The following is a 24,560-nucleotide window of genomic DNA, read 5'->3' as shown; positions in this document are numbered from 1 at the left end:
AAATGTGGGTGATGCCGGCGCGGATACTCCGCCAAGGCAACCTGCCTCACAAGAGAGCAAATTACATGCCAGTGCGCCAACATGGTCTTTTTGCCTCAAAATGGCCCCTATAGCGGTGCAATAGGCCAAAGTGCGAGAAATAGCGCACTGCAATGTAGCGTTTATTTGTGTAAATGACCCGTTTTGGTGCGTTGCACGTTCGATGCATATTAACTGGTTAAACCTTGAGCGATTTCCGCTATAATCCGCGCCCCCCTTTTTCAGCAGGCCCGGCGCGCGCTGTTTCCATGAAATTAATCGTTAAAGTCTTCCCCGAGATCACCATCAAAAGCCGACCGGTACGGACGCGTTTCATCCGTCAGTTGGCCAAGAACATCCGTGCCGTGCTCCGTGACCTGGACCCGGCTGTGGTGGTGAACGGTGTGTGGGACAACCTCGAGCTGGAAACCCGCATTACTGACGCCAAAGCCTTGAAGGACATGACCGAGCGCCTGAGCTGCATGCCGGGCATCGCGCATTTCCTGCAGGTGGATGAGTACCCGCTGGGCGACTTCGACGACATCACCGAAAAGTGCAAGCAGCACTACGGCAGTGCACTTGAAGGGAAGATTTTTTCGGTGCGCTGCAAGCGTGCCGGCAAGCACACCTTCAGCTCCATGGATGTAGAGAAATACGTCGGCAGCAAGCTGCGTCGCGAGTGCGGCGCCGCTGGAATTTCCCTTAAAGCGCCGCAAATTGAAGTGCGCATGGAAATTCGCGACCAACGGTTGTTTGTGATCCACAGCCAGCACAACAGCATCGGCGGCTACCCGCTGGGCGCCCTGGAACAGACCCTGGTATTGATGTCCGGCGGTTTCGATTCCACGGTGGCGGCCTACCAGATCATGCGTCGCGGCCTGATGAGCCACTTCTGCTTCTTTAACCTGGGCGGGCGTGCCCATGAATTGGGCGTGATGGAAGTTGCGCACTTTATCTGGAAGAAGTACGGCAGCTCCCAGCGCGTGCTATTTGTAAGCGTGCCGTTCGAGGAAGTGCTGGGCGAAATTCTCGGCAAAGTCGATAACAGTCATATGGGCGTGGTATTGAAGCGTATGATGTTGCGCGCCGCGTCCCGAATCGCCGATCAATTGCAGATCGACGCGCTGGTGACCGGCGAGGCGATTTCCCAGGTGTCCAGCCAGACGCTGCCAAACCTGTCGATCATCGACTGCGTCACCGAGAAGCTGGTGTTGCGCCCGCTGATCGCCAGCCACAAGCAGGACATCATCGACCTGGCAGAGCAAATCGGCACCGCCGACTTTGCCAAGCACATGCCCGAGTACTGCGGGGTCATCTCGGTGAACCCCAAGACCCACGCCAAGCGTCACCGCGTGGAGCATGAAGAGAAAGAATTCGACATGGCGATTCTGGAGCGTGCGCTCGAGAACGCCAAGCTGGTCCCAATCGATCGAGTGATCGACGAGTTGGGCCAGGATGTAAAAATCGAAGAAGTCAGCGAAGCCCTGGCCGGCCAGATCGTCATCGACATCCGTCACCCGGATGCCGCTGAGGATGAGCCGCTGGAAATCGCCGGCATCGACGTGCAAACGCTGCCGTTCTACGCACTGAACGCGCGTTTCAAGGAACTGGATAACAGCCGTCAGTACCTGTTGTATTGCGACAAAGGCGTGATGAGTCGCCTGCATGCCCACCATTTGCTCAGTGAGGGGCATGCCAATGTGCGCGTTTATCGACCGAGCTAAGAGCCCGGGGCTGTTTGCCTGTGGCCTGCGTCACCGGCCCCCCGACTCTGCCGTCAAGCTGTAACGGCAAGGCCTGACTCTACTGTTAATCGCTGCCACGACCTGTCAGCACACCGAATCCTCTGATCGAGATACACAAGTGATCGAAAATCTACGTAACATCGCCATCATTGCTCACGTTGACCATGGTAAAACCACCCTGGTAGACAAACTCCTGCGTCAATCCGGCACCCTGGAGCGCAACGAGCTCAACGACGAGCGCGTGATGGACTCCAACGACCAGGAAAAAGAGCGCGGTATTACCATCCTGGCAAAAAACACCGCCATCAACTGGAACGGCTACCACATCAACATCGTGGACACCCCGGGCCACGCCGACTTCGGCGGCGAAGTAGAACGCGTAATGTCGATGGTTGACTCCGTTCTGCTGCTGGTTGACGCTCAAGACGGCCCTATGCCGCAAACCCGTTTCGTGACCAAGAAGGCCTTCGAAGCCGGCCTGCGTCCGATCGTGTGCATCAACAAGGTTGACCGTCCAGGCGCGCGTCCGGACTGGGTTCTGGACCAGATCTTCGACCTGTTCGACAACCTGGGTGCCACCGAAGAACAGCTGGACTTCCAGGTCATCTACGCCTCGGCCCTGAACGGTATTGCTGGTCTTGACCACACCGACATGGCTGAAGACATGACCCCGCTGTACCAGTCGATCGTCGACAACGTACCCGCGCCGAAAGTTGACCGTGACGGCCCGTTCCAGATGCAAATCTCGGCACTGGACTACAACAGCTTCCTGGGTGTTATCGGCGTTGGCCGTATCGCTCGTGGTAGCGTCAAGCCGAACACCCCGGTTGTCGCTATCGGCGCCGACGGCAAGAAGCGTAACGGTCGTATCCTGAAGCTGATGGGTCACCACGGTCTGCACCGTATCGACGTTGAAGAAGCTTTCGCTGGCGACATCGTATGCGTAAGCGGCATGGACTCGCTGTTCATCTCCGACACCCTGTGCCAGCCGGACAACGTTGAGGCGATGAAGCCTCTGACCGTTGACGAGCCAACCGTTTCCATGACCTTCCAGGTAAACGACTCGCCGTTCTGCGGTAAAGAAGGCAAGTTCGTGACCTCCCGTAACATCAAGGAGCGTCTGGACAAGGAGCTGCTGTACAACGTTGCTCTGCGCGTTGAAGAAGGCGACTCGGCTGACAAGTTCAAGGTCTCCGGCCGTGGTGAGCTGCACCTCTCGGTACTGATCGAAACCATGCGTCGCGAAGGTTTCGAAATGGGTGTTGGTCGTCCGGAAGTGATCATCCGTACTGTTGACGGCGTGAAGCAGGAACCGTTCGAAAACGTCACCATCGACACCCCTGAAGAATCCCAGGGCAAGGTCATGGAAGAGATGGGCCTGCGTAAGGGCGACCTGACCAACATGGTGCCGGATGGCAAAGGCCGTGTACGTCTGGAATACAACATCCCTGCTCGCGGTCTGATCGGTTTCCGTAACCAGTTCCTGACCCTGACCAACGGTGCTGGCATCCTGACCTCGATCTTCGATCGCTACGACACCATGAAGTCCGGCGACATGTCCGGCCGTCAGAACGGTGTTCTGGTATCGGTAGAAACCGGCAAGGCGCTGACCTACTCCCTGGAAACCCTCCAGGCGCGTGGCAAGCTGTTCGTTGAACACGGTCAAGAGATCTACAACGGCCAGATCGTTGGTCTGAACAGCCGTGACAACGACATGGGCGTCAACCCAACCAAAGGCAAGAAGCTCGACAACATGCGTGCTTCGGGCAAAGACGAAACCATCGCTCTGGTTCCACCTGTTCGCTTCACCCTGGAACAGGCCCTGGAATTCATCCAGGACGACGAGCTGTGCGAAGTCACGCCTAAGTCGATCCGCCTGCGTAAGAAGATCCTGGACGAAGGCGAGCGTACCCGCGCTGCCAAGAAAGCCAAGAACTGAGTTAACTCAGGCTGAATGAAAAACGCCCCCGGTCGAAAGGCCGGGGGCGTTTTTTTGTGCCCGCAGTTTGTGTGTCGTCTTTACTGGCCCCATCGCAGGCAAGCCAGCTCCCACATTTGAATGTGTTCCCAAATCAAAATGTGGGAGGGGGCTTGCCCCCGATGAGGCCCTTCAGAACACTACAAAACCCGAGTCAGAATTTATCGAGAGTCTTGAAGTTGGTCTCGCGTACCACTTCCTTGGGCTTGTAAGCGCAATACCCCGGCCGCGGCCCGATTTTCGGGTGGTTGCGGCAAGTATCCGGGCGCTTGTCATAAATAGTGCAGAAGCGCGTCTTACGATCCAGGTACAGGCAGTCGTTGTTGCTCATGCGCTGCAGGGTAAAAATCTCGGATTTGTTGTTGTAGCGCTCGACGATGCCTTCTTTCTGCAAACGCTTGGCGATGTTCTTCGGCGGGTCGCCGCGCTCGAACTCGTCGACGATGCCAATGCGGATCAGGTCCTTGATCTTCACCTCAACCGGCAGGGTGCAACAGCTGGACACGCAGCCGCCGCACATGTGGGCGGAATATTTCTGCCACGTTTCGAGACGGTCGAGTTCCGCGGCGGCGATCAGTTGAGGCTTCATCAGGGTTCCAGGGTGGGGCGGTATACGGGCGCGGGATCATACCGGGATTGGTGGTTTTTTGAACAATATTTTGCAGGTTTCAGCTCAAAGGCTTCGCCGCGGCCTGATCGGGCACGACCCCTGCATCAAATTCAGCCAATGGTGAATGAGTTAAAAAACTGCCGAACCAGCACGTCTACCGTCTGTCAGACCGACTAGGCTCTAGCAACTCCTTCAATCTCGCCCGAGGTCGCACCGATGTCTCAGGAACCGCTTGCACGAGAAGCAGAGGTAGCCGCATTCCGCGATGCTGTCTTGACCAAACTCACCTACGCGGTGGGCAAAGACCCGGATCACGCCTTCGACCATGACTGGTTCGAAGCCATTGCCCTGGCCGCCCGCGACCAGATGGTCGATCACTGGATGGACCACACGCGGCGTATTTATCGCAAAGGCCAGAAGCGCGTTTATTACCTCTCGCTGGAATTTCTCATTGGCCGTCTGTTGTACGACAGCCTGAGCAATCTGGGCGTGTTGGAGATCGCCCGTGAAGCGCTGTCGGAGTTGGGCGTCGATCTGGAGCGCATCCGCCTGCTTGAGCCCGACGCGGCGCTCGGCAATGGTGGCCTGGGCCGTCTGGCGGCGTGCTTTATGGAAAGCATGTCGACCTTGGGGATTGCCGGGCATGGCTATGGCATTCGCTATGAGCACGGCTTGTTCCGCCAGGCCATCGTTGATGGCTGGCAGCAGGAGCAGACCGAACGCTGGCTGGATTTTGGTAACCCTTGGGAGTTCGAACGCGCCGAAGTGATTTACCCGATCGGCTTTGGCGGCAGCGTCGAAACCCTGGCGGACGCCTCCGGCAAGATGATCCAGGTGTGGTCACCCAACGAAACCGTCAGGGCTGTTGCCTATGACACCCCGGTAGTCGGCTGGCGTGGCGCCAGCGTCAACACCCTGCGCCTTTGGCGTGCACGGGCAGTGGAAGACTTGCACCTGGAGCGCTTCAATGCCGGTGACCACTTGGGCGCCGTCGCCGAAGTAGCCCGTGCCGAAAGCATCTCTCGCGTGCTTTACCCGGCCGACAGCACTGAAGCGGGGCAGGAATTGCGCCTGCGCCAGGAGTACTTCTTCGTTTCGGCGTCCTTGCAGGATTTGCTGCGCCGCCACAAGAACATGCACGGTTCGGTGCTGAGCCTGGGCGAACACGCCGCGATCCAGCTCAACGACACCCATCCGTCCATCGCCGTGGCCGAGCTGATGCGCCAACTGGTCGACCTGCATGACGTGCCGTGGGAAGCCGCGTGGGATGTCACCGTCGAAACCCTGTCGTACACCAACCACACCTTGCTGCCCGAAGCGCTGGAAACCTGGCCCGTAGGTCTGATGGAGCGCATGTTGCCCCGGCACATGCAGATCATCTACCTGATCAACGCCCAACACATCGACTCGCTGCGCGCCAAGGGCATCCACGACTTCGACGTACTGCGCGCCGTCTCGCTGATCGAAGAGGACAACGGCCGCCGCGTGCGCATGGGCAACCTGGCATTCCTCGGCTCCCATAGCGTCAACGGTGTATCGGGCCTGCATACCCAGTTGATGCGCAGCACGGTGTTCTCCGAGCTGCACAAGCTGTATCCCGAGCGCATCAACAACAAAACCAACGGCATCACCTTCCGCCGCTGGTTGTACCAGGCCAACCCCAAGCTGACCGATATGCTGGTGGAAGCCCTGGGGCCGGATATTCTCGACCAGCCCGAGCAGCGTTTGATCGAATTGGAGCCGTTCGCCGAGAAGCAGGCTTTCCGCAAGTCCTTCGCTGAACAGCGCCTGCACAGCAAGCGTGCACTGGCCCAGATCATCCATGAGCGCCTGGGTATCGCGATCAACCCGGCGGCGATGTTCGATGTGCAGGTCAAGCGCATCCACGAATACAAGCGCCAACTGCTCAACCTGCTGCACACCGTGGCGCTGTACCAGGCGATCCGCGCCGAGCCGGGCACCGACTGGGTGCCGCGGGTGAAGATCTTCGCCGGCAAGGCTGCAGCCAGCTACCACCAGGCCAAGCTGATCATCAAGCTGACCAACGACATCGCCCGCACCGTCAACAACGACCCGACCGTGCGCGGTTTGCTCAAAGTGGTGTTCCTGCCCAACTACAACGTCAGCCTGGCGGAGAGCATCATTCCGGCGGCGGACTTGTCGGAGCAGATTTCCACTGCCGGCTTTGAAGCATCGGGTACCAGCAACATGAAGTTCGGCCTCAACGGCGCGCTGACCATCGGCACCATGGACGGCGCCAACGTGGAGATGCACGAGCGGGTCGGTGCCGAGCACATGTTTATCTTCGGCCTCAGTGCCCAGCAGGTGGAAGCCCGCAAGCACGCCGGTGAGTTCAACGCCGGGCCGGACATCGCCGCGTCCCATCGCTTGAACGACGTGTTGCAAGCGATCCGTGGCGGGGTGTTCTCGCCGGATGATCCGGGGCGCTATGTGGGCCTGATCGATGGGCTGATCGACTACGACCGTTTCCTGGTGTGTGCCGACTTTGATTCCTACTGGGACGCCCAGGCGCGGGTCGAAGCCCACTGGCACGATTCCAAGGAATGGTGGCGTTCGGCGGTGCTCAATACCGCGCGCATGGGCTGGTTCAGCTCGGACCGGACCATCCGCGAGTACGCCACCGAGATCTGGAAAGCCCTCGACTGACCACTGCGGTTAAAAAATGTGGGAGGGGGCAAGCCCCTTCCCACATGGGTTCTGCGATGTTGGAGAGGGTCGTGGCGCCAGGTCGTGAACTCTATTGGCGTTAAATCCTCTGATTAGAGGAAATAACCCTCGACTCGCGTTAAACTGCGCGGGTTTTCAGCCCCCCATTCTCCGGAGCCTTCCATGTCCCGCGTTACCCTGAGTCGCTATTTGATCGAGCAGACCCGCAGCAACAATACGCCTGCCGATCTGCGCTTCCTTATCGAAGTGGTGGCGCGTGCTTGCAAGGAAATCAGCCACGCCGTTTCCAAAGGCGCACTGGGCGGCGTCCTGGGCAGCATGGGCACTGAAAACGTCCAAGGTGAAGTGCAGAAGAAGCTCGACGTACTCTCCAACGAAATCCTGCTCGAAGCCAACGAATGGGGCGGTCACCTGGCCGGCATGGCGTCCGAAGAAATGGACAATGCCTACCAGATCCCTGGCAAGTACCCGAAAGGCGCTTACCTGCTGGTATTCGACCCACTGGACGGTTCGTCCAACATCGACATCAATGCACCGGTCGGCACCATCTTCTCGGTACTGCGTTGCCCGAATGAATACCTGAGCCAGAACGAAGCCCTGAACGAAAAGGCCTTCCTGCAGCCGGGCACCGAGCAGGTCGCTGCCGGTTATGCCATCTACGGTCCACAGACCATGCTGGTGCTGACCCTGGGTGATGGCGTCAAAGGCTTCACGCTGGACCGCGAAATGGGCAGCTTCGTGCTGACCCACGAAGACATTTCGATTCCTGCTTCTACCCAGGAATTCGCCATCAACATGTCTAACCAGCGTCACTGGGAAGAACCGGTGAAACGCTACGTCAACGAGTTGATGGAAGGCGAAGAAGGCCCGTTGAAGAAGAACTTCAATATGCGCTGGGTCGCTGCGATGGTTGCCGATGTGCACCGCATCCTGACCCGTGGTGGCCTGTTCATGTACCCACGCGACAGCCGCGAGCCGTCCAAGCCGGGCAAACTGCGCCTGATGTACGAAGCCAACCCGATGTCGTTCCTGGTTGAGCAGGCAGGCGGTGCGTCCACCGATGGCCACCAGCGCATCCTCGACATCCAGCCTGAAGGTTTGCACCAGCGTGTGGCGGTGTTCCTGGGTTCCAAGGAAGAAGTTGAGCGTGTGACCAGCTACCACAAGAAGTAATACACGGCGATAAGTTATCCACTGTGTTGTGAGGCCGTTCACCCTTGAAGAAGCCCCGAAACGTTTCAGCGTTTTCGGGGCTTTTTTGTTTTCGCTCGTCGGGAACCAGACACCCCTTTTCCCTTCTAAGCTTCTGGCAGATACCCCAGCTGCTTTGTCTCTCCAGGAGCTTTTCCATGTCTTTACGCCGTCTCGCCCTGCTGACTTTTTGCGTGCTGTTAGCCGCTTGCAGCAAGGTCACTCAAGAAAACTACCAGAAACTGTCGGCTGGCATGGCCAAGGCCGAGGTGGAGTCGTTGCTGGGTAAGCCGACCGATTGTTCCGGTGCGCTGGGCATGTCCAGCTGCACCTGGGGCGATAAAAACAGCTTTATCAGCGTGCAGTACGCCGGTGACAAAGTTCTGATGTTTTCCGGGCAAGGCCTGAAGTAAACCGGGGCGCGAGCCTGCGGGAGAAGAAGAATGATGCGTTTTGTTTTGTTCCTTTGCGCCAGCCTGTTTTTGGCGGGCTGCGCCAGCCATTCTGGCGATGATCTGCAACCCAAGACGGCAACCAACGTCAACCTCAAGCGTTACCAGGGCACCTGGTATGAGTTGGCCCGATTGCCGATGTACTTCCAGCGCAACTGCGCGCAGTCCGAGGCGCGTTACACCTTGCTGCCGGATGGCGACATGTCGGTGTTCAACCGCTGCCTGACGCCTGAATGGAAGTGGCAAGAAGCCAAAGGCACGGCCACGCCGCAGGTGCCTGGCAAAACCGACAAGCTCTGGGTGGAATTCAATAACTGGTTTACGTCACTGTTGCCGGGCGTTGCCAAGGGCGATTACTGGGTGCTGTATGTCAGCGATGACTACAAGACCGCCATCGTCGGCAGCCCGAGCCGGCGCTATATGTGGATCCTGTCGCGCACGCCGACGGTGAGTGCCGAGACGCGTGAAGACCTGTTGAGCAGGGCGCGACAGCAGGGGTATGACACTACGCGGTTGATCTGGCGTACTTCAGATAAACAAATGGCCAAGAGTTCGCAGTAATCAAATGTGGGAGGGGGCTTGCTCCCGATGCAGTGTGTCAGCCAGTACATCTGATACTGACACACCGCTATCGGGAGCAAGCCCCCTCCCACATTTGTTAGGTGTTGGCCGTTAGCCCAACAAAGCCTTCAAGACCTGGGTGAATGCCCGGTTGCTTTCCTCTTCGCCGGCATGATGCCCATCCCGCACCACCCACTTGCCATTGACCAGCACGTCGCGCACTTGGCGATCGCCACCTGCAAACAGCCAGCGATTGAGAATCCCATCCTCACTGGCGGTCGCCAGGTACGGGTCGCTACCGTCCAGCACAATCCAATCCGCCCGCTTGCCGACTTCCAGCCGCCCGATCGGCTGGCCAAGCGCCTGTGCGCCACCATCCAGCGCAGCATCGAACAGCGTGCGGCCAACCATTGGCTGATCACTGCGATACAGGCGATTACGCCGTTGATCGCGAAGACGCTGGCCGTATTCCAGCCAACGTAATTCCTCCACCACGCTCAGTGAAACATGGCTGTCGGAGCCGATACCCATGCGTCCGCCCTGGGCAAGGAAATCCACCGCCGGGAAAATCCCATCGCCCAGGTTGGCTTCGGTGGTCAGGCACAAACCGGCAATCGCTCGGCTGTTGGCCATGCGCGTCACTTCGTCAGCATCGGCATGAGTGGCGTGCACCAGGCACCAGCGCTCGTCCACTTCAACGTTGTCATACAGCCATTGCAGCGGGCGCTTGCCGCTCCAGGCCAGGCAATCGTCGACTTCTTTTTGCTGCTCGGCGATATGGATATGCACCGGGCAGGTCTTGTCACTGGCCGCCAGCACTTGCTGGATCTGTTCGGGGGTGACCGCACGCAGGGAGTGGAAACACAGGCCCAGTTGCTGCGCAGGTTGTGCCGCCAGGATCGGCTGCAAACGCGCTTGCAGGTCCAGGTAGTGCTCGGTGCTATTGATAAACCGGCGCTGCCCCTCATTCGGCGCCTGGCCACCGAAACCTGCGTGGGTATAGAGCACCGGCAGCAAGGTCAGGCCGATCCCGCTGCTGGCGGCTGCCAGGCTGATCTGGCGTGACAGTTCCGTACGGTCGGCATATGGCTGGCCGTTGGTATCGTGATGCACATAATGAAACTCGGCCACCGAGGTGTACCCAGCCTTGAGCATTTCGATATACAGCTGGCGGGCGATGACCTGTAACTGCTCGGGGTTGATCTTGCCGACCATGCGGTACATCAGGTCGCGCCAAGTCCAGAAACTGTCATTGGGGTTGCCGGCCACTTCGGCCAGACCTGCCATTGCGCGCTGGAAGGCATGGGAATGCAGGTTTGGCATGCCCGCCAATACTGGGCCCCTGAGCCGTTCGGCAGCGTCTGCACTGGCATTGGGCTCAACATGGGTCAGCAGGCCATCGGCGCTGACTTCAAGACGTACATCGTTGGCCCATCCATTAGGCAGCAGCGCGCGTTCGGCAAAGAAAGCGGACATGATCAAGGCACCCCGGTCGTGTGTTTATTTGTATATACATATACAGACGTTTGCCTGCTCGGTAAACTCCGGCAATCTATGCATCTTTTTCCCCTGCAAGGATTCCTCGTGCCGACTCCGCCTGCCAAGTCTTCGCTGGCTGCCCACATGGACGAAAGTCCGGCGCCCTTGTATGCCCGCGTCAAACAGATGATCAGCCAGCAGATCCTCAACGGCAACTGGCCGCCCCATTACCGCGTGCCGTCGGAAAGCGAACTGGTCAGCCAGCTGGGTTTCAGCCGCATGACCATTAACCGCGCCCTGCGTGAGCTTACCGCCGAAGGTCTGCTGGTGCGCATGCAAGGCGTGGGTACGTTCGTGGCCGAGCCGAAGAGCCAGTCGGCGCTGTTTGAAGTGCACAACATTGCCGATGAAATCGCTTCCCGCGGGCATCGGCACACGTGCCAGGTCATCACCCTGGGCGAAGAGGCCGCGGGTTCCGAACGCGCCGTCGCCCTGGAAATGCGTGAAGGTGGGCGAGTGTTCCACTCGTTGATTGTGCATTACGAGAACGATATTCCCGTGCAAATCGAAGATCGTTTCGTCAACGCCCTGGTTGCGCCGCAATATTTGCAGCAGGACTTCACCCAGCAAACCCCCTATGCCTATCTGAACCAGGTCGCGCCGTTGACCGAGGGTGAGCATGTGGTCGAAGCGATCCTTGCCGACGCAGCCGAGTGCAAGCTGTTGCAGATCGAGCCGAGCGAGCCGTGCCTGTTGATTCGCCGTCGCACCTGGTCGGGTCGCCAGCCGGTAACCGCTGCGCGATTGATCCACCCCGGTTCCCGTCACAGCCTGGAAGGACGTTTCAGCAAATGAGTACAGTGAAGGTCTGGCGCGCCGCCGACTACGTGCGCATGCCGTGGAAAAACGGTGGCGGCAGCACCGAAGAAATCAGCCGCGACGCCGGCATCGGCCTGGATGGATTTGGCTGGCGTGTGTCGATTGCCGATATCGCCGAGTCGGGTGGTTTTTCCACCTTCGCCGGTTACCAGCGCGTGATCACGGTGATCAAGGGCGCGGGCATGGTGTTGACCGTGGACGGCGAGGAGCAGCGCGGCTTGTTACCGTTGCAGCCGTTCGCGTTCCAGGGTGAAAGCCAGGTTTCCTGCCGCTTGATCACTGGGCCGATCCGCGACTTCAACCTGATCTACTCGCCCGAGCGTTACCATGCACGGTTGCAGTGGGTGGACGGTGTGCAGCAGTTTTTCAGCACGGCGCAGACGGTGTTGGTGTTCAGCGTGGCGGATGAGGTGAAGGTGTTGGGCGAGAAGCTCGGCCATCACGATTGCCTGCAAGTGGACGATAACACTGGCTTGCTGGATATCTCGGTCAGCGGCCGCAGCTGCGTAATCGAATTGACCGCACTCGGTTAAAAACTGTGGGAGCTGGCTTGCCTGCGATAGCGGTGTATCAGCCTAGGATGTGCTGACTGACACACTGCTATCGCAGGCAAGCCAGCTCCCACATTTGTTTTTGCATTGTTCACAAAATCTGTTTCCAGCCCGCGCACCAATTTGTTACCGAATGCCCCAGCGTGATGCAAAGCTTCGCTGCCGTGACAAATTTCCCTTGCTGCAAAAAACCTCCGTAAGAAATTTCATCAAGCGTTGAAGCCTTGATTTACAAGGCTCGCACGCCCCGTGCAAAAAAATCCCAACCACTCCCGGCTAAAGTTGGCCGCTCGATTGCATATGCTTGTACATACAAGTAAAGATGTGTGCGTAAGAGCTTCCTTCGCACCATCCATGTTCGCGCATCGATCGCCGAGGAGTCCTAGCAGTGACCAAGTCTACAAAATACCGTGACGTCGAAATCCGCGCCGCCCGCGGTAACAAGCTCACCGCCAAAAGCTGGCTGACCGAAGCGCCGCTGCGCATGTTGATGAACAACCTCGACCCACAAGTGGCCGAGAACCCCAAGGAACTCGTGGTTTACGGCGGTATTGGCCGTGCGGCGCGCAACTGGGAATGTTACGACCAGATTGTCGAGAGCCTCACCCATTTGAACGATGACGAAACCCTGCTGGTGCAGTCCGGCAAGCCGGTCGGCGTGTTCAAGACCCATAGCAACGCCCCGCGCGTACTGATCGCCAACTCCAACCTGGTACCACACTGGGCCAGTTGGGAGCACTTCAACGAACTGGATGCCAAGGGCCTGGCCATGTACGGCCAGATGACCGCCGGCAGCTGGATCTACATCGGTAGCCAAGGCATCGTCCAGGGCACCTATGAAACCTTCGTCGAAGCTGGCCGTCAGCACTACGATTCAAATCTTCAGGGCCGTTGGGTCCTCACCGCTGGCCTCGGCGGCATGGGCGGCGCGCAACCGTTGGCCGCGACCCTGGCCGGCGCCTGCTCGCTGAATATCGAGTGCCAACAGGTCAGCATCGACTTCCGCCTGGCCAGCCGCTATGTCGACGAACAAGCCACCGACCTCGATGACGCCCTGGCGCGCATCGCCAAGTACACCAAGGAAGGCAAGGCCATTTCCATCGCCCTGCTGGGCAACGCCGCCGAAATTCTGCCAGAGCTGGTCAAGCGTGGCGTGCGCCCGGACATGGTCACCGACCAGACCAGCGCCCACGACCCGCTCAACGGCTACCTGCCGGCCGGCTGGACCTGGGACGAATACCGCGCCCGCGCCAAAACCGAGCCGGCTGCCGTGATCAAGGCCGCCAAGCAGTCCATGGCCGTGCACGTCAAGGCCATGCTGGAATTCCAGAAGCAAGGCATCCCAACCTTCGACTACGGCAATAACATCCGCCAGATGGCCCAGGAAGAGGGCGTGGAAAATGCCTTCGACTTCCCGGGTTTCGTACCGGCCTACATTCGCCCGCTGTTCTGCCGTGGCATTGGCCCGTTCCGCTGGGCGGCGCTGTCTGGCGACCCGCAAGACATCTACAAGACCGACGCCAAAGTCAAAGAGTTGATCCCGGACGACGCCCACCTGCACAACTGGCTGGACATGGCCCGCGAGCGCATCAGCTTCCAGGGCCTGCCGGCACGTATCTGCTGGGTCGGCCTGGGCCAGCGCGCCAAGCTCGGCCTGGCCTTCAACGAAATGGTACGCAGCGGCGAGCTGTCCGCCCCTGTGGTGATCGGTCGTGACCACCTGGACTCCGGTTCCGTATCCAGCCCGAACCGCGAAACCGAGGCCATGCAGGACGGTTCCGATGCCGTGTCCGACTGGCCGCTCCTCAACGCCTTGCTCAACACCGCCAGCGGCGCGACCTGGGTCTCGCTGCACCACGGTGGTGGCGTGGGCATGGGCTTCTCTCAGCACTCAGGCATGGTGATCGTCTGCGACGGTACCGATGAAGCGGCCGAGCGGATTGCGCGGGTGCTGCATAACGACCCGGCGACCGGGGTGATGCGTCATGCCGATGCCGGTTATCAGATTGCTATCGATTGCGCCAAAGAGCAGGGCCTCAACCTGCCGATGATCAAGTGACCCATGTGGGAGGGGGCTTGCCCCCGATAGCGGCGGGTCAGTCACCTGATCTGTTGGCTGATACACCGCAATCGGGGGCAAGCCCCCTCCCACATTGGATCGGCGGCAACCCCAAGACAATCCATCAGAGGTTGAACAACATGGCTGCAAACGACACCACCCCGTTGATCGAAAGGCGTTCGATCGACTACATCCCGGAAGCGGAAAGACACGGTCGTCTATTGAGCCAGTTCACCCTATGGATGGGTGCCAACCTGCAGATCACCGCGATTGTCACCGGGGCCCTGGCCGTGGTGCTGGGTGGTGATGTGTTCTGGTCGTTGATCGGCCTGCTCATCGGTCAACTGATCGGCGGCGGCGTCATGGCGCTGCACGCGGCGCAAGGCCCCAAGCTCGGCTTGCCGCAGATGATCTCCAGCCGGGTGCAGTTCGGCGTGTATGGCGCGGCTATCCCGATCGTGCTGGTGTGCTTGATGTACGTGGGTTTCACCGCGACCGGCACCGTGCTGTCGGGTCAGGCGCTGGGCCAATTGTTCGGAGTCAGCGACAGCGTAGGTATTCTGATTTTCGCCAGTGTCATCGTGCTGGTCACCGTACTGGGTTACCGGGTGATCCACTTCATCGGCCGTGTCGCCAGCATCATCGGTGTGATTGCCTTTGTATATCTGTTCAGTCGCCTGATGAGCCAGACCGACGTTGGCGCGCTCCTGCAAATCCGCCACTTCAGCTGGAGCAGCTTTCTGTTGGCCGTGTCGCTTGCGGCCTCCTGGCAGATCGCTTTCGGCCCCTACGTGGCGGACTATTCGCGTTATCTGCCGAGCAACACGTCGTCAGTGAAAACCTTTCTCGCCGCCGGCGCGGGTTCGGTCATCGGCGCGCAGGTGGCAATGGTGCTCGGCGTGTTCGCCGCGGCCATGTCCAACGGCCAATTTGCCGGGCATGAAGTGGCCTACATCGTTGGCTTGAGCGGCACGGGGGCCACCGCTGCACTGCTGTACTTCAGCATCGCGTTCGGCAAGGTCACCATCTCCACGCTCAACTCCTACGGCAGCTTCATGTGCATCGCGACCATTATCAGCGGTTTCCGTGGCCGCCTGGAGGTTACGCGTCTGCAACGCCTGGTGTTCGTGCTCGCCATCGTCGGTACGGCAACCCTGATCGCCTTGCTCGGCCAGCACTCGTTTCTCGGTGCATTCAAGTCGTTCATCCTGTTCCTGCTGGCGTTTTTCACGCCCTGGAGCGCGATCAACCTGGTGGATTACTACTGCATCACCCGCGAGCGCTATGACGTGCCGGCACTGGCCGACCCGAACGGTCGCTATGGCCGCTGGAACCTCTTGGGTATCAGTGTCTATGTCTTCGGCGTGCTGGTGCAGTTGCCGTTCATCTCGACCAAGTTCTACACCGGCCCTTTGGTGGCCGCGCTGGGTGACGTGGATATTTCCTGGATCATCGGCCTGGTGCTGCCCGCGGCCCTCTATTACGTGTGTGCGAAAAAATGGCACGGCACGGTACCCGATCACCTGATCCTGCCAAAAGAGCAGGGCGCTTTACCCACAACAGACGGGCTGGCTGCACAAGCCTGATGGGACGTGGACAAGGCAGGACGCCTTTTGACTGCCGTAATCCATTTCATGATTGGGAGCGTCACAACAATGAAAATGCATAAGACCCTGCTGACTACGTTGCTCTCTGCGGGCTTGCTGGCGAGTGCCGGCGCCCAGGCGGCCGGCTGGTGCGAATCCGGCAAACCGGTGAAATTCGCCGGCCTGAATTGGGAAAGCGGCATGTTGCTCACCGACATCCTGCAAACCGTGCTGGAAAAAGGCTACGACTGCAAAACCGACAGCCTGCCAGGCAATTCCATCACCATGGAAAACGCCTTGAGCAGCAACGATATTCAGGTGTTCGCCGAAGAGTGGGTGGGCCGCAGCGAGGTCTGGAACAAGGCCGAAAAGGCCGGCAAAGTCGTCGGCGTAGGTGCCCCGGTGGTCGGCGCGGTGGAAGGCTGGTACGTGCCGCGTTATGTGATCGAGGGCGACGCCAAGCGCAAGCTGGAAGCCAAGGCCCCGGACCTGAAAAACATCGCCGACCTGGCCAAATACGCCTCGGTGTTCAAGGACCAGGAAGAGCCCTCCAAGGGCCGTTTCTACAACTGCCCGGCCGGCTGGACCTGTGAGCTGGACAACAGCGAAATGCTCAAGAGCTACGGCCTGGAAAGCACCTACACCAACTTCCGCCCAGGCACCGGCCCGGCGCTGGATGCGGCGGTGCTGTCGAGCTACAAGCGCGGCGAACCGATCCTGTTCTACTACTGGTCACCGACACCGCTGATGGGCCAGGTCGACCTGGTCAAGCTGGAAGAAAAGCCCGGCGTGGATAAGAGCGTAAGCATCAAGGTCGGCCTGTCCAAGACCTTCCACGAACAAGCGCCAGAACTGGTGGCCGTGCTGGAAAAGGTCAACCTGCCCATCGACCTGCTCAACCAGAACCTCGGCCGCATGGCCAAGGAGCGAATCGAGTCGCCGAAACTGGCGAAAATTTTCCTCAAGGAACATCCTGAAGTCTGGCACGCCTGGGTGAGCGACGACGCAGCCAAGAAAATCGAAGCGGCCTTGTAGGTCAAGTGTGCACGGCTACCCTCAGGGGTGGCCGGGCGGCTGGCCACAACCCACTGGATCGAGAGCACGATATGTTTCCTGAGAGTTTTACGTTTTCCATCGCCGACTGGGTCAACGGTTGGGTGGACTCGCTGGTCACCAACTACGGCGATGTGTTCCGGCACATCTCCGACACCCTGCTATGGGCCATCGTCAACCTGGAAGGCCTGCTGCGCATGGCGCCCTGGTGGCTGATGCTGGCCATTGTCGGGGGCATCGCCTGGCACGCCACGCGCAAGCTGGTGACCACGGCGGTGATCGTCGGTTTGCTGTTCCTGGTGGGTGCCGTTGGCCTGTGGGACAAGCTGATGCAAACCCTGGCACTGATGATGGTCGCCACGGTGATCTCGGTGCTGATCGGCATTCCCCTGGGCATCCTGTCGGCGCGCAGCAATCGCCTGCGTTCGGTGCTGATGCCGCTGCTGGACATCATGCAGACCATGCCCAGCTTCGTGTACCTGATCCCGGTGCTGATGTTGTTCGGCTTGGGCAAGGTGCCGGCGATTTTCGCCACGGTGATCTACGCCGCGCCGCCGCTGATTCGCCTGACGGACCTGGGCATTCGCCAGGTCGATGGCGAGGTCATGGAAGCCATCAACGCCTTTGGCGCCAACCGCTGGCAGCAACTGTTCGGCGTGCAACTGCCGCTGGCGCTGCCGAGCATCATGGCCGGGATCAACCAGACCACCATGATGGCGCTGTCGATGGTGGTAATTGCCTCGATGATCGGCGCCCGCGGCTTGGGTGAAGACGTGCTCGTCGGCATCCAGACCCTCAACGTCGGCCGTGGCCTGGAAGCCGGGCTGGCGATCGTGATTCTCGCAGTGGTCATCGACCGCATTACCCAGGCTTATGGCCGCCCACGGCATGAGGCGAGCAAATGACGACTGTCAGCAAAATCGAAGTAAAGAACGTCTTCAAGATCTTTGGCGCCCGTTCCAAGGATGCCCTGGCGATGGTCGGCCAGGGCAAGACCAAGGATCAGGTACTGGCCGAGACCGGCTGCGTGGTCGGCGTGAACGATCTGTCCCTGAGCATCGGCACGGGTGAGATCTTCGTGATCATGGGCCTGTCAGGTTCCGGCAAGTCCACCCTGGTGCGCCACTTCAACCGCCTGATCGATCCCACCAGCGGCGCGATCCTGGTGGACGGCGAAGACATCCTGCAACTGGACATGGAAGCCCTGCGCCAATTCCGTCGCCACAAGATCAGCATGGTGTTCCAGAGCTTCGGCCTGTTGCCCCACAAGAGCGTGCTCGACAACGTCGCCTACGGCCTCAAAGTGCGCGGTGAAACCAAGCAGGTATGCGCTGAGCGCGCCCTGCACTGGATCGAAACCGTGGGGCTCAAGGGCTACGAAAGCAAATACCCACACCAGCTTTCCGGCGGTATGCGCCAGCGTGTGGGCCTGGCCCGCGCCTTGGCCGCAGACACCGACATCATCCTGATGGACGAAGCCTTCAGCGCCCTCGACCCGCTGATCCGCGCCGAAATGCAGGACCAGTTGCTCGAGCTGCAAAAGACCCTGCACAAGACCATCGTGTTTATCACCCATGACCTCGACGAAGCCGTGCGCATTGGTAATCGCATTGCGATCCTCAAGGACGGCAAGTTGATCCAGGTCGGCACGCCGCGGGAGATTTTGCATTCGCCGGCGGACGAGTATGTGGACCGGTTTGTTCAGCGGCGGGCGGCGGTGGTCTGACGGACGCCATCGCAGGCAAGCCAGCTCCCACATTTGATTGGGTTCACACAGTTCAAATGTGGGAGCCGGGCTTGCCCGCGATGAGGCCGCCAAAGGTTTAGAGAATATGAAGAGGTCAACGATGTCCCAGGCAACCAAAATCATCATCGCCGACGCCCCGATGCGCTGGCAGGACGTCGCCGCCGTTGCTCGCCACGGCGCAGTGCTCGAACTCTCGGGCCACGCCTGGGCGCGCATCGACAATGCCCAGGCCATCGTGCAGCGCATCGTCGCCAGCGGCGAGCGCGCCTATGGCGTGAACACCGGCCTGGGCGCGTTGTGCAATGTGTCGCTTGAGGGCGGGCAACTGAGCCAACTGTCGCGCAATACGCTGCTCAGCCATGCCTGCGGCGTCGGCCCGGTGCTCAGCGACGAGCAGACCCGCGCGATCATGTGCGCGGCAATCATCAACTACAGCCACGGTAAATCCGGCCTGCACCCGCAGGTGGTGCACGCGTTGCTGGCGCTGCTCAATCACGGCATCACGCCGCAAGTGCCATCCCAGGGTTCGGTGGGGTATTTGACCCACATGGCCCATGTCGGTGTGGCCTTGCTCGGCATCGGCAATGTGAGTTACCGCGGCCGGATCGTCACGGCGCAATACGCGTTGCAGGCTGAAGGCTTGCAGCCGGTGGTACTCGGTGCCAAGGATGGCCTGTGCCTGGTCAACGGCACGCCGTGCATGACCGGCCTGAGTTGCCTGGCCCTGGCCGACGCGCACCACCTGTTGCAATGGGCCGACGTGATCGGCGCCATGAGTTTCGAAGCCCAGCGCGGCCAGATCGATGCCTTCGACGAAGAAATCATCGCCCTCAAGCCGCACCCGGGTATGCAGCAAGTGGGCAGCAACCTGCGTGCGTTGCTCGACGGCAGTGAGGTGATCGCCAGCAGCAAAGGTATCCGCACCCAGGACGCCTTGAGCATTCGCTCGATCCCGCAGATCCACGGCGCGGCCCGCGATCAGGTGGAGCACGCCACGCGCCAGATCGAGACCGAACTCAACAGCGCCACCGACAACCCTTTGGTGCTCGGCACGCCGGTCAGCTACCGCGTGGTGTCCCAGGCCAACCCCCACGGCCAGTCCGTGGCGCTGGCGGCCGACATGCTCGCCATCGCCATGGCCGAAATCGGCTCGGTGGCCGAGCGCCGCCTGGATCGCCTGATCAATCCGCACGTCAGCGGCTTGCCGGCCTTTCTGGTCAGCAACCCCGGGGTCAACTCCGGGATGATGATCGTGCAGTACGTCGCCGCGTCCTTGTGCGGGCAAAACCGCCAGTTGGCGCAACCGGCGGTGCTCGACAACTTCGTCACCTCGGGCCTGCAGGAAGACCACCTGAGCATGGGCACCAACGCCGCGCTCAAGCTGCACCAGGTATTGGCCAACGTCACCCAGATTCTTGCCATCGAATACTTGCTGGCGGCCCAGGCGTTCGAGTTCCTCAAGGACCAGCGCTTGGGCGCCGGTACCGACCACGCCTGGCGCTTGCTGCGCGAAGTGGTCCCCGCTTACGAGCAGGACCGCTGGCTGGCGCCGGATATTGCCGCCGCTGCCCAGTTGCTTAAAGACACTGCGTTACCGAATTTGCACTGAACACTTAAGAATAATTCACAAGGAGAACGAATGTGACTGCGCTAAACCTGATTCCAGGCCAACTGAGCCTCGCCCAACTGCGTGCCATCTACCAGCAGCCGGTAACCCTCAGCCTGGATGACAGCGCCTCGGCCCAGATCGAAGCCAGCGTTGCCTGCGTGGAGCAGATCCTCGCCGAGAACCGCACCGCCTATGGCATCAACACCGGTTTTGGCCTGCTGGCCTCGACCCGTATCGCCAGCGAAGACCTGGAAAACCTCCAGCGTTCACTGGTGCTGTCCCATGCTGCCGGCGTCGGTGAGCCGATCAGCGATGCGCTGGTGCGGCTGGTCATGGTGCTCAAGGTCAACAGCCTGAGCCGTGGTTTCTCCGGGATCCGTCGCCAGGTGATCGACGCGCTGATTGCGCTGATCAACGCCCAGGTGTACCCGCACATTCCGCTCAAGGGTTCGGTCGGTGCATCCGGTGACCTGGCGCCATTGGCGCATATGTCCCTGGTGCTGCTCGGCGAAGGCAAGGCGCGCTACAAAGGCGAATGGCTGGACGCGACCGCAGCGCTGAAAGTGGCTGGCCTCACACCGCTGACCCTGGCCGCCAAAGAGGGCCTGGCCCTGCTCAACGGTACCCAGGTGTCCACCGCTTATGCATTGCGCGGCCTGTTCGAAGGTGAAGACCTGTTCGCCGGCGCCCTTGCCTGCGGCGGCCTCACCGTAGAAGCCGTACTGGGTTCGCGCTCGCCGTTCGATGCGCGTATTCATGCGGCGCGTGGCCAGCGTGGGCAGGTCGATGCGGCTGCGGCCTATCGTGACCTGCTGGGCGAAAGCAGCCAGGTCTCGCAGTCGCACCAGAACTGCGACAAAGTGCAAGACCCTTACTCCCTGCGTTGCCAGCCACAGGTCATGGGCGCCTGCCTGACCCAGTTCCGCCAGGCTGCCGAAGTGCTGGTGGTGGAAGCCAACGCGGTGTCGGATAACCCACTGGTATTTGCCGCCGAAGGCGATGTGATTTCCGGTGGCAACTTCCACGCCGAACCGGTGGCCATGGCCGCCGATAACATGGCCCTGGCGATTGCCGAAATCGGCTCCCTGAGCGAGCGACGCATCTCGTTGATGATGGACAAGCACATGTCGCAACTGCCACCGTTTTTGGTGGGCAATGGCGGGGTGAACTCCGGCTTCATGATTGCCCAGGTGACGGCTGCTGCGCTCGCCAGCGAGAACAAGGCGCTGGCCCATCCCCATAGCGTCGACAGCCTGCCGACCTCGGCGAACCAGGAAGACCACGTGTCCATGGCCCCGGCTGCGGGCAAGCGTCTGTGGGAAATGGCCGAGAACACCCGTGGCATCCTCGCGGTGGAATGGCTGGCAGCGTGCCAGGGCCTGGATTTGCGCGACGGCCTGAAGACCTCGCCGAAACTTGAAAAAGCCCGCGGCATCCTGCGCGATAAGGTGGCGTTCTATGACAAGGATCGCTTCTTCGCCCCAGACATCAACGCCGCCAGCGAACTGCTCGCCACCCGCTGCCTGAATGAGCTGGTACCGGCCAAGTTGCTGCCGAGCCTTTAAGCTCACCGGTACCCAATGTGGGAGCTGGCTTGCCTGCGATAGCGGTGTGTCTGCGCCAGATGGGCTGGCTGGAAGTCCGCCATCGCAGGCAAGCCAGCTCCCACATTGATTTTCGCCAGATTCAGATTTTCTCGGGATAAGAATAATAGGGAAGAGAAATGCACCAGCCAGAAAAAGGTTTGAAACGCGGGCTCAACGCCCGACATATTCGCTTCATGGCACTCGGTTCCGCGATCGGCACCGGGCTGTTCTATGGTTCTGCCTCCGCTATCCAGATGGCCGGCCCCGCCGTACTGCTGGCTTACCTCATCGGCGGCGCCGCCGTGTTCATGGTGATGCGCGCCCTCGGTGAAATGGCCGTGCACAACCCGGTGTCCGGCTCGTTCGGCCACTACGCCAGCACTTACCTGGGGCCCATGGCGGGGTTTATCCTCGGCTGGACCTACGCCTTTGAAATGATCATCGTCTGCCTGGCCGACGTCACCGCGTTCGGCATCTACATGGGCTTCTGGTTTCCCGAGGTAGCCCGTTGGGTCTGGGTGCTGGGCATCGTGTTTTTGATCGGCGGCCTGAACCTGTGCAACGTCAAGGTCTTTGGCGAAATGGAGTTCTGGCTGTCGTTGCTCAAGGTCGGCGCCATCGTGGCGATGATCCTCGGCGGTTTCGGCATCATGCTGTTCGGCATTCACTCGGCGGGTGAAACCCAGGCTAGCGGCCTGAGCAACCTGTGGGCGCACGGCGGCTTCATGCCCAACGGCATTGGTGGCTTGATCGCCTCGTTTGCGGTGGTGATGTTTGCGTTCGGCGGTATCGAAATCATCGGCATCACTGCCGGTGAAGCCAAGGACCCGCAGCGAGTGATCCCCAAGGCGATCAACGCGGTACCGCTGCGTATCCTGTTGTTCTACGTGCTGACCCTGTTCGTGCTGATGGCGATCTACCCGTGGCCGCAAATTGGCAGCCAGGGCAGCCCGTTCGTGCAGATCTTCAGTAACCTGGGGATAGGCTCGGCGGCGACCATTCTCAATATCGTGGTGATCTCGGCGGCGGTCTCGGCCATCAACAGCGACATCTTCGGCGCCGGTCGCATGATGTACGGCCTGGCCCAGCAAGGTCAGGCGCCCAAGGGCTTTGCGCAGTTGTCCAAACAAGGCGTGCCGTGGATGACCGTGGTGGTGATGGGCGCCGCGTTGCTCGGCGGCGTGGTGCTCAACTACCTGATCCCGGAAAACGTCTTCCTGCTGATCGCTTCGATCGCCACCTTTGCCACCGTGTGGGTCTGGCTGATGATCCTGTTTACCCAGGTCGCCATGCGTCGCTCGATGACCAGGGAGCAGGTCGCCGAACTGAAATTCCCGGTGCCGTTCTGGCCCTATGCGCCGGCAGCGGCCATTGTGTTCATGCTGTTTGTGTTTGGTGTGCTCGGTTACTTCCCGGACACCCAGGCGGCCTTGATGGTCGGCGCTGTGTGGATCGTGCTGCTGATCGTCGCGTACCTGCTGTGGGTCAAGCCCGCTGCCGGGCAAGCGGTCAAGGTCCATTACGAACAGGCTTTGTCTCATCGATAACTTAGGGAGGCGTTGATGAAAACCCTTTGGCAACACTGCCACGTCGCAACCATGGCCCAAGGCAAATACTCGATTATCGAGGATGCCGCCATGGTGACAGCGGGCTCGCTGATCGAGTGGATCGGCCCGCGCAGCCAGGCACCTACGGCCGATTACGCCCAGGTGCATGACCTGCAAGGCGCGTGGGTCACCCCCGGGCTGATCGACTGCCACACCCATACCGTGTTTGGTGGCAATCGCAGCGGCGAATTCGAGCAGCGCCTCGAAGGCGTCAGCTACGCCGAGATCGCGGCCAAGGGCGGCGGGATTGCCAGTACCGTGCGTGCCACGCGTGCAGCCACGGAAGATCAATTGTTCCTGAGCGCTGAAAAACGTCTGCGCAGCCTTTTGCGTGACGGCGTGACTACCGTGGAGATCAAGTCCGGCTACGGCCTGGATCTACCCAACGAGCGCAAGATGCTGCGCGTGGCCCGGCGCCTGGGTGAAGCGCTGCCGGTCAGCGTGCGCGCCACGTGCCTGGCCGCTCACGCGCTGCCGCCGGAGTACAAGGACCGCGCCGATGACTACATTGAGCACATCTGCAATGAGATGCTGCCGGCGCTGGCCGCAGAGGGCCTGGTGGATGCGGTGGATGCCTTCTGTGAATACCTGGCGTTTTCCCCCGAACAGGTCGAGCGCGTGTTCAAGGTTGCCCACCAGCTTGGCTTGCCGGTAAAGCTGCACGCCGAGCAACTCTCATCGCTGCACGGTTCCAGCCTGGCGGCGCGCTATCACGCGTTGTCGGCCGACCATCTTGAGTTCATGACTGAAGAAGATGCCATCGCCATGGCCGCTGCCGGCACGGTCGGCGTGTTGCTGCCGGGCGCTTTTTACTTCCTGCGCGAAACCCAGTTGCCGCCCATGGAGGCCCTGCGCAAGCACGGCGTGAAGATCGCCATCGCCAGCGACCTCAACCCCGGCACTTCCCCTGCGTTGTCGGTGCGTCTGATGCTGAACATGGCCTGCACCCTGTTCCGCATGACTCCCGAAGAAGCCTTGGCCGGTGCCACGCAACACGCCGCCACCGCGTTGGGCATGGGCGACACCCATGGCTCCCTGGAAGCGGGCAAGGTCGCTGACTTTGTCGCCTGGCAGATTGATCGCCCCGCTGACCTGGCCTACTGGCTGGGCGGCGAGCTGGATAAACGCGTTGTGCGCCACGGCGCCGACGTCACTGTGTAA

Annotated in this window: 19 protein-coding genes; 17 read left to right on the top strand and 2 right to left on the bottom strand. The window is 60.4% G+C overall.

Annotation, left to right across the window (positions count from 1 at the left end):
- Window positions 1-287: 287 nt before the first annotated feature.
- A complete protein-coding gene (gene thiI / locus E4P00_RS28790; RefSeq protein ID WP_005783943.1) occupies window positions 288-1,742 on the top strand; it encodes a tRNA uracil 4-sulfurtransferase ThiI in 1,455 nt (484 codons plus the stop codon).
- 139 nt (window positions 1,743-1,881) lie between these two features.
- Window positions 1,882-3,702: a translational GTPase TypA gene (gene typA / locus E4P00_RS28785; RefSeq protein ID WP_005783945.1), complete on the top strand. Its 1,821-nt coding sequence runs from the start codon at window positions 1,882-1,884 to the stop codon at window positions 3,700-3,702.
- A 193-nt stretch (window positions 3,703-3,895) separates the two neighbouring features.
- Here typA and E4P00_RS28780 read toward each other — a convergent pair whose 3' ends face one another.
- Window positions 3,896-4,330: a YkgJ family cysteine cluster protein gene (locus E4P00_RS28780; RefSeq protein ID WP_003187815.1), complete on the bottom strand. Its 435-nt coding sequence runs from the start codon at window positions 4,328-4,330 to the stop codon at window positions 3,896-3,898.
- A gap of 237 nt (window positions 4,331-4,567) precedes the next feature.
- On the opposite strand from E4P00_RS28780, the gene E4P00_RS28775 reads away from it, so the two are divergent.
- The 4 genes from E4P00_RS28775 to E4P00_RS28760 all read left to right on the top strand — a co-directional run bounded on the left by E4P00_RS28775 (window position 4,568) and on the right by E4P00_RS28760 (window position 9,243).
- Window positions 4,568-7,018 carry a glycogen/starch/alpha-glucan phosphorylase gene (locus tag E4P00_RS28775; RefSeq protein ID WP_078820070.1) on the top strand — a complete coding sequence of 817 codons (2,451 nt, stop codon included), beginning with the start codon at window positions 4,568-4,570 and terminating at the stop codon, window positions 7,016-7,018.
- Between the two features lie 183 nt (window positions 7,019-7,201).
- Window positions 7,202-8,212, top strand: a complete 1,011-nt coding sequence (locus E4P00_RS28770) for a class 1 fructose-bisphosphatase (protein ID WP_032878350.1) — start codon at window positions 7,202-7,204, stop codon at window positions 8,210-8,212.
- Window positions 8,213-8,388: 176 nt separating this feature from the next.
- A complete protein-coding gene (locus E4P00_RS28765; protein WP_005783949.1) occupies window positions 8,389-8,643 on the top strand; it encodes a hypothetical protein in 255 nt (84 codons plus the stop codon).
- Between the two features lie 30 nt (window positions 8,644-8,673).
- Window positions 8,674-9,243 (top strand): lipocalin family protein, encoded by a 570-nt coding sequence (locus E4P00_RS28760; RefSeq protein ID WP_032878349.1) that lies wholly within the window; start codon window positions 8,674-8,676, stop codon window positions 9,241-9,243.
- A 111-nt stretch (window positions 9,244-9,354) separates the two neighbouring features.
- Here E4P00_RS28760 and E4P00_RS28755 read toward each other — a convergent pair whose 3' ends face one another.
- Window positions 9,355-10,719, bottom strand: a complete 1,365-nt coding sequence (locus tag E4P00_RS28755) for a formimidoylglutamate deiminase (RefSeq protein ID WP_032878347.1) — start codon at window positions 10,717-10,719, stop codon at window positions 9,355-9,357.
- 147 nt (window positions 10,720-10,866) lie between these two features.
- Between E4P00_RS28755 and hutC the strand changes: the two genes are divergently transcribed.
- The 11 genes from hutC to hutI all read left to right on the top strand — a co-directional run bounded on the left by hutC (window position 10,867) and on the right by hutI (window position 24,560).
- On the top strand, window positions 10,867-11,577 hold the full coding sequence (gene hutC, locus E4P00_RS28750) for a histidine utilization repressor (protein WP_171905445.1): 711 nt from the start codon (window positions 10,867-10,869) through the stop codon (window positions 11,575-11,577).
- Window positions 11,574-12,134 (top strand): HutD family protein, encoded by a 561-nt coding sequence (locus E4P00_RS28745; protein WP_248133514.1) that lies wholly within the window; start codon window positions 11,574-11,576, stop codon window positions 12,132-12,134. Before hutC ends, E4P00_RS28745 begins: the two co-directional genes overlap by 4 nt.
- A gap of 406 nt (window positions 12,135-12,540) precedes the next feature.
- Window positions 12,541-14,211 (top strand): urocanate hydratase, encoded by a 1,671-nt coding sequence (gene hutU, locus E4P00_RS28740; protein ID WP_032878345.1) that lies wholly within the window; start codon window positions 12,541-12,543, stop codon window positions 14,209-14,211.
- A 140-nt stretch (window positions 14,212-14,351) separates the two neighbouring features.
- Complete coding sequence (locus E4P00_RS28735) at window positions 14,352-15,797, top strand: cytosine permease (RefSeq protein WP_078820073.1); 1,446 nt, start codon at window positions 14,352-14,354, stop codon at window positions 15,795-15,797.
- Window positions 15,798-15,866: 69 nt separating this feature from the next.
- The gene (locus tag E4P00_RS28730; protein ID WP_078820074.1) at window positions 15,867-16,832 is read left to right on the top strand and encodes an ABC transporter substrate-binding protein; all 966 of its coding nucleotides are present in this window, start codon (window positions 15,867-15,869) and stop codon (window positions 16,830-16,832) included.
- A 71-nt stretch (window positions 16,833-16,903) separates the two neighbouring features.
- Complete coding sequence (locus tag E4P00_RS28725) at window positions 16,904-17,755, top strand: proline/glycine betaine ABC transporter permease (RefSeq protein ID WP_032878340.1); 852 nt, start codon at window positions 16,904-16,906, stop codon at window positions 17,753-17,755.
- Window positions 17,752-18,576 (top strand): glycine betaine/L-proline ABC transporter ATP-binding protein, encoded by an 825-nt coding sequence (locus tag E4P00_RS28720; protein ID WP_050549364.1) that lies wholly within the window; start codon window positions 17,752-17,754, stop codon window positions 18,574-18,576. The genes E4P00_RS28725 and E4P00_RS28720 overlap by 4 nt, the downstream gene beginning before the upstream one ends.
- A gap of 121 nt (window positions 18,577-18,697) precedes the next feature.
- Complete coding sequence (gene hutH, locus E4P00_RS28715) at window positions 18,698-20,206, top strand: histidine ammonia-lyase (RefSeq protein WP_032878339.1); 1,509 nt, start codon at window positions 18,698-18,700, stop codon at window positions 20,204-20,206.
- A 32-nt stretch (window positions 20,207-20,238) separates the two neighbouring features.
- Window positions 20,239-21,771: a histidine ammonia-lyase gene (hutH, locus tag E4P00_RS28710; protein WP_032878337.1), complete on the top strand. Its 1,533-nt coding sequence runs from the start codon at window positions 20,239-20,241 to the stop codon at window positions 21,769-21,771.
- Window positions 21,772-21,929: 158 nt separating this feature from the next.
- Complete coding sequence (locus tag E4P00_RS28705; protein ID WP_248133513.1) at window positions 21,930-23,339, top strand: amino acid permease; 1,410 nt, start codon at window positions 21,930-21,932, stop codon at window positions 23,337-23,339.
- Window positions 23,340-23,354: 15 nt separating this feature from the next.
- Window positions 23,355-24,560: an imidazolonepropionase gene (gene hutI / locus E4P00_RS28700; RefSeq protein WP_248133512.1), complete on the top strand. Its 1,206-nt coding sequence runs from the start codon at window positions 23,355-23,357 to the stop codon at window positions 24,558-24,560.

This window comes from Pseudomonas sp. B329, assembly GCF_023127835.1.
Lineage (GTDB): Bacteria > Pseudomonadota > Gammaproteobacteria > Pseudomonadales > Pseudomonadaceae > Aquipseudomonas > Aquipseudomonas synxantha_A.
Note: the sequence above shows the minus strand (reverse complement) of the source record. Positions and strands in the feature narration are given on the sequence as shown.

What these genes read in the sequence shown, in the direction of transcription:
- E4P00_RS28755 (WP_032878347.1), bottom strand. Translation starts at nt 10,719, where the DNA reads ATGTCCGCTTTCTTTGCCGAACGCGCGCTGCTGCCTAATGGATGGGCC.
- E4P00_RS28720 (WP_050549364.1), top strand. Translation starts at nt 17,752, where the DNA reads ATGACGACTGTCAGCAAAATCGAAGTAAAGAACGTCTTCAAGATCTTT.
- E4P00_RS28725 (WP_032878340.1), top strand. Translation starts at nt 16,904, where the DNA reads ATGTTTCCTGAGAGTTTTACGTTTTCCATCGCCGACTGGGTCAACGGT.
- E4P00_RS28745 (WP_248133514.1), top strand. Translation starts at nt 11,574, where the DNA reads ATGAGTACAGTGAAGGTCTGGCGCGCCGCCGACTACGTGCGCATGCCG.
- E4P00_RS28765 (WP_005783949.1), top strand. Translation starts at nt 8,389, where the DNA reads ATGTCTTTACGCCGTCTCGCCCTGCTGACTTTTTGCGTGCTGTTAGCC.
- E4P00_RS28760 (WP_032878349.1), top strand. Translation starts at nt 8,674, where the DNA reads ATGATGCGTTTTGTTTTGTTCCTTTGCGCCAGCCTGTTTTTGGCGGGC.
- E4P00_RS28730 (WP_078820074.1), top strand. Translation starts at nt 15,867, where the DNA reads ATGAAAATGCATAAGACCCTGCTGACTACGTTGCTCTCTGCGGGCTTG.
- hutH (WP_032878339.1), top strand. Translation starts at nt 18,698, where the DNA reads ATGTCCCAGGCAACCAAAATCATCATCGCCGACGCCCCGATGCGCTGG.
- E4P00_RS28780 (WP_003187815.1), bottom strand. Translation starts at nt 4,330, where the DNA reads ATGAAGCCTCAACTGATCGCCGCCGCGGAACTCGACCGTCTCGAAACG.
- E4P00_RS28775 (WP_078820070.1), top strand. Translation starts at nt 4,568, where the DNA reads ATGTCTCAGGAACCGCTTGCACGAGAAGCAGAGGTAGCCGCATTCCGC.
- E4P00_RS28705 (WP_248133513.1), top strand. Translation starts at nt 21,930, where the DNA reads ATGCACCAGCCAGAAAAAGGTTTGAAACGCGGGCTCAACGCCCGACAT.
- thiI (WP_005783943.1), top strand. Translation starts at nt 288, where the DNA reads ATGAAATTAATCGTTAAAGTCTTCCCCGAGATCACCATCAAAAGCCGA.
- E4P00_RS28770 (WP_032878350.1), top strand. Translation starts at nt 7,202, where the DNA reads ATGTCCCGCGTTACCCTGAGTCGCTATTTGATCGAGCAGACCCGCAGC.
- E4P00_RS28735 (WP_078820073.1), top strand. Translation starts at nt 14,352, where the DNA reads ATGGCTGCAAACGACACCACCCCGTTGATCGAAAGGCGTTCGATCGAC.
- hutI (WP_248133512.1), top strand. Translation starts at nt 23,355, where the DNA reads ATGAAAACCCTTTGGCAACACTGCCACGTCGCAACCATGGCCCAAGGC.
- hutC (WP_171905445.1), top strand. Translation starts at nt 10,867, where the DNA reads ATGGACGAAAGTCCGGCGCCCTTGTATGCCCGCGTCAAACAGATGATC.